4 protein-coding genes are annotated in these 4,626 nt (G+C 67.0%); 1 reads left to right on the top strand and 3 read right to left on the bottom strand.

Annotated elements, in window-relative coordinates; all coding sequences use genetic code 11:
- From VKP62_05285 to hflX, 3 genes are all read right to left on the bottom strand, one after another.
- Nucleotides 1-328: NUDIX hydrolase (locus VKP62_05285; protein ID MEB3196599.1), on the bottom strand; the 328-nt coding region annotated here is incomplete at its 3' end.
- Nucleotides 325-1,575, bottom strand: a complete 1,251-nt coding sequence (locus VKP62_05280; protein ID MEB3196598.1) for a methionine gamma-lyase family protein — start codon at nt 1,573-1,575, stop codon at nt 325-327. The genes VKP62_05280 and VKP62_05285, both read right to left, overlap by 4 nt.
- Before the next feature lie 11 nt (nt 1,576-1,586).
- Nucleotides 1,587-3,179: a GTPase HflX gene (hflX, locus tag VKP62_05275; protein ID MEB3196597.1), complete on the bottom strand. Its 1,593-nt coding sequence runs from the start codon at nt 3,177-3,179 to the stop codon at nt 1,587-1,589.
- A gap of 165 nt (nt 3,180-3,344) precedes the next feature.
- Here hflX and VKP62_05270 point away from each other — a divergent pair.
- Nucleotides 3,345-4,626: hypothetical protein (locus tag VKP62_05270; GenBank protein ID MEB3196596.1), on the top strand; the 1,282-nt coding region annotated here is incomplete at its 3' end.

The following is a 4,626-nucleotide window of genomic DNA, read 5'->3' as shown; positions in this document are numbered from 1 at the left end:
GCACCCACTCGACCCTTGTGATGACATCATCCGTGGGCACCCCCAGTTCCCCGCCGACTTGGCGCGCCTTCACGAACACGTTCAGGATGTGCCGCCCTCCGGCCGGGGCGATCGCCTCGGAGAGGTAAAGGATGCGCTCCGGCTCGATCTGCAGACCGGTCTCCTCGCGCACCTCCCGCGCTGCACAGGCCAGCAACGTCTCGCCCAGTTCGAGCCCGCCCCCGGGCAGCAGCCAGTAGCGCTGGTCGTCCTTGCGATGCTCGACCAGCAAGACCCGCTCGGCGTCGACCAGCACGACGCCGACGCGAATGCGCGGCACCCGGCTCATGCGTGAGCCGCCCCGACCGGCAAGGCCTCCAGCGACGCGAGCACCCGTCCCAGCGCGATCCGACAGTGGCTGTAGCTGAGGCCCCCCTGCCAGTAACCCACGAAGGGTGGGCGCAGCGGCCCGTCAGCAGAAAGCTCGATCGTCGAGCCTTCGATGAAGGTCCCGCCCGCCATCACCACATCGTCCTCATAGCCCGGCACCACATCTGGAATCGGCGTGAGATAGGCGTGAACCGGACTGGCCGCCTGGATCGTGCGACAGAACGCCACCAGCCGGTCAGCCTCGCCGAAGCGCACGGCCTGGATGATGTCGGTGCGCGCGGCGTCCCAGGCGGGCGAGACGGCGTACCCCATTTCCTGGAAGACGTGGGCCGCCAGCGTGGCGCCCTTGAGGGCCTCGCCGACGGTGTGCGGGGCCATGAACAACCCCTGGAACAGCAAGCGATTCTGGTCCAGACTGGCCCCCCCCGCAGCGCCGATGCCCGGGGCCGTCAGGCGACAGGCGCAGGCGTGCACCAGGTCGGCCCGCCCCGCGACATAGCCCCCTGACGGCACGATGCCGGCTCCCGGATTCTTGATCAAGGAGCCCGCGATCAGGTCCGCACCGTGCTCGGTCGGCTCGCTGACCTCGGTGAACTCGCCGTAACAATTGTCGACGAACACGACCACCTCGGGCTTGACCGCGCGGATGGCTGCGATCAAGGAGGCCATCTCCGCCATGCCGACGCTGGGGCGCCAGGCATAGCCGCGCGAGCGCTGAATCGCGCAGACGCGGGTCCGCGGGCCGATGGCGGCCTGAATGGCGGCCAGATCCGGTCTGCCCTCGGGCGTCAGCGCAACTTCGCGATAGCTGACCCCCCAATCCGCCAGCGAGCCTTGGCCCTCGCCGCGCAGACCGATCACCTCTTCCAAGGTGTCGTAGGGATGGCCCGTCACGTAGAGCAGTTCATCACCCGGACGCAGCACCCCGAACAGGGCGGTGGCGATCGCGTGGGTGCCCGAGGCGAACTGCCCCCGCACGAGCGCGGCTTCACAGCCAAACACCGTGGCAAAGACCTGTTCGAGCGCCGCGCGACCCAGGTCGTCGTGGCCGTAGCCGGTGGTGCCGGCAAAGTGATGCTCGCCGATCTGAGCGGCCTGAAAAGCGTTCAGCACCTTCTCGGTGTTCTGGTGAACGACCGCGTCGATGTCGGACCAACGTGGCGCCAGCTCGCGCTCAGCCGCCGCGATGCGGGCGGATGGATTCATCACAGGACGCCTCACTTTCCGGGGGCGAATCGCCCCGCCATGTCCCCACCAGGCGGCGGTGGTTCTTCCAGCACGGGCGCGGGCGTGACGCGCGCCTCCGCTTCCAGGGCAGCCAGCAGATCGAGCAGGCCTTCGCCGGTCAGGGCCGAGACCTCGACCGGCATCGGCACCAGCTCGCGCAAGGCCCTCAGGCGTTCCTGGTCCTTCACCTGATCGACCTTGTTGAGCGCGGTCACGTAGGGCTTCTCGCCGACTTCGAGGTCTTCCAGGATGGCCTGCACCGCACGCACGTGCTCCTCGACATTGGGATGACTGGCGTCGAGCACGTGCAGCAGCACATCGGCCTCGGTGACCTCCTCCAGCGTCGCGCGGAAGGCCGCGACCAGCTGGGTCGGCAGGCGCTGGATGAAACCGACGGTGTCCGTCAGCAAGACCTCCGCACCGCCCGGCAGGCGCAAGCGTCGGGTGACCGGATCCAGCGTGGCGAACAGCTTGTTCTCGGCCAGCACGTCCGCCCGCGTGAGGCGGTTGAGCAAGGTCGACTTGCCCGCGTTGGTGTAGCCCATAATGGCAATCTGCGGAATGCCCCGCTTGGTACGACTCTTGCGCTGGGCGGAGCGGTGTTTCTTGATCTGATCGACCTCGGCTTCCAGATGAGCCACCCGCTGATGGATCCGCCGCCGGTCCGTCTCCAGCTTGGTCTCCCCCGGGCCGCGCGTGCCGATGCCGCCGCCCAGGCGACTCATGGCCAGGCCCACCCCCCGCAGGCGAGGGAGATTGTACTTCAACTGGGCCAGTTCGACCTGCAGCTTGCCTTCCCGCGTCTGCGCCCGTTGCGCGAAGATGTCCAGGATCAGCTGGGTGCGGTCGATGACCTTGAGATCTAGCGCATCTTCCAGCTTGGTCTGCTGCGAGGGCGAGAGCTCGGTATCCATGACGACCATGGTGGCCCCCAATTCCCGCGTTCGCAGCGCCAGTTCCTCGACCTTGCCACTGCCGATGTGGGTGGCCGGATTGGGCGTGCGGCGACGCTGGAGGGTCTGGTCGAGCACCTCGGCTCCCGCGGTGCGCGCCAGTTCGGCCAGCTCCGCCATCGATTCGGCCGCCTGCGTGTCATCGAGAGCCGGCGTCTGGACGCCCACCAGCACGGCGCGCTCCACGGACGAGTCGACCGCTCGCCCGACCTGAGCCTCGGCCAGGCTGCTTTCCAGCTCGGTGAGCCAGGTGGTGAAGTCAAAAGCCAGGGCCGCCTTCAAGGACATCGGCGACATCACCCGCCACAGCGTGCCGTCCGCCTCGGCCTCGGGCAACAGGTGAGCCAACCAGACGTCGGCTTGCGCCGGGCGCGGGCCCTCGCTGTCGAGCGCGACCAGCACGTCCAGCCGGTTGCGGGCGAGTCCGACCAGTTCCTTGCGGTTGATGCCACCGCCACCCGGGTGGACCACGATGCCCCGCCAACCCGACAGCCGGGCCTGGGCTTCACGCTTCCGCAGCGAGGGCAATTCGATCGCGCCGGGTTCCCCGACGACCACGTGGGTCACCTTGCCCACGCGATCCACCAGCACGGCCACCGAACGATGGATCTCCCACGCCGCGAGCATCATCTGCTCTGCCAGTTCGTGGGATAATAGGCCCCCTGCCGGCGTTCTCCGGCGATAGAGTCTTTCGAGTTGTTTGACCTGGCTGCTTTTGAGGCCTGTCAAATTGCCGATGATGTGGTGAATACCGAACCTCCTCGCGCTCGATCCCCATTATACGGGAGGGATGCCGTGCCAGCTGAAAAATTCGCGACCTGGCCCCGAATGCTTCACCTCATCGCCCTCGCGCTGCTGGCTGTGTCTTACTGGTTGGGCACCACGACGCGTATCGACGTGATGTACGACGACGGGTTTTACCTGGCCCTCAGCCAAGCCATCGCGTCGGGCGATGGCTACCAGCGAACCTGGTACCTCCCCTCGGCCTGGGAGACCACCGTTCCGCCGGCCTACGCCGCGATGTTAGCCCCCATCTGGTGGCTATTTCCAGACTTTCCGCACAACATCCCCGTCTTCAAACTGCCCAACGTGGGGTTCGCGCTAGCGACCGTCGTGCTGACCCACCTGACGGCCACGCGCCTGTTCCAGTTTCACGGCTGGCAGGCCCTGCTGGCCGCCGGCCTGGTCGCGTTCAGCCAGCTCCACATCGTTTTCATCGATTTCACGATGATCGAGGTCGTCCTGAGTTGCGCGCTGACTCTTTCCATGCTGGCCCTCAGCTTGGTGCTGCAGCGCCCAAACCCACCTCTGTGGCCGAATGCCTGGCTGGTCGCAGTTCTCGCGGTGGGGCCTTGTTACCTCAAAAAGGCCGCCTTCCCCCTGCTGGTCGCCACCAGCCTGTGGCTCGCCCTGCAGCGCAGATGGCAGCTCGCCGTCGTCGCCACGGGGTGGATGGCGGGGCTGTTGTTGCCCTGGTATGTCTACCGCATCGCCCTGAACTACGACGTGGTTCAAGCCGTGACGATGGTCGGGGCGCGACCGGTCGACACGCTGACCCCCTTGGCGCGCATGCAGCAAAACGCGCTGGAACTGGTCAGCGTGTCCATCCCTTACAGCGTGACCTCCGTCTTCGGTGCGCTGGCCTCGCTGGGGCCCTGGGTCGGTCCCCTGATGAGCGTGGTGGTCCTGCTTGGGCTCGGCTGGCTGACACGCCGCGGGCCGGCTTTGTATGCGCTGTTCGTGGCCACCTATGCCTTCTTGATCGTTGTGATCAACACCTGGGACACCCTGCGCTTCACGCTCGTCCTGACGCCCATCATCGCCTTGGCCTGGGTGGCCGCGACCACCACCCCCCTGGCACGCTTGCTGGAGGGACCTTCCGACCGGTGGCACCGTGCGGCCTGGGCAGCTGCCCTCTGCCTGGCACTGGTGCCAGCGGGGCTGGTGTTCTGGAGCGCCAAGCGCTTTGTGGGCATCTTCCTGCATCCGCCCTATCACGACGCCTTGCTCTCCCCCGCCGACCGGGAATCAGCCGAAGATTTTCAGGCGCTGGTCGCCTGGGAACGCCAGCAGTCAC

Source organism: Candidatus Sericytochromatia bacterium, assembly GCA_035285325.1.
GTDB lineage: Bacteria > Cyanobacteriota > Sericytochromatia > S15B-MN24 > JAQBPE01 > JAYKJB01.
Note: the sequence above shows the minus strand (reverse complement) of the source record. Positions and strands in the feature narration are given on the sequence as shown.

Coding starts and splice junctions, on each gene's coding strand:
- VKP62_05280 (MEB3196598.1), bottom strand. CDS start 1,575: ATGAATCCATCCGCCCGCATCGCGGCGGCTGAGCGCGAGCTGGCGCCA.
- hflX (MEB3196597.1), bottom strand. CDS start 3,179: ATGATGCTCGCGGCGTGGGAGATCCATCGTTCGGTGGCCGTGCTGGTG.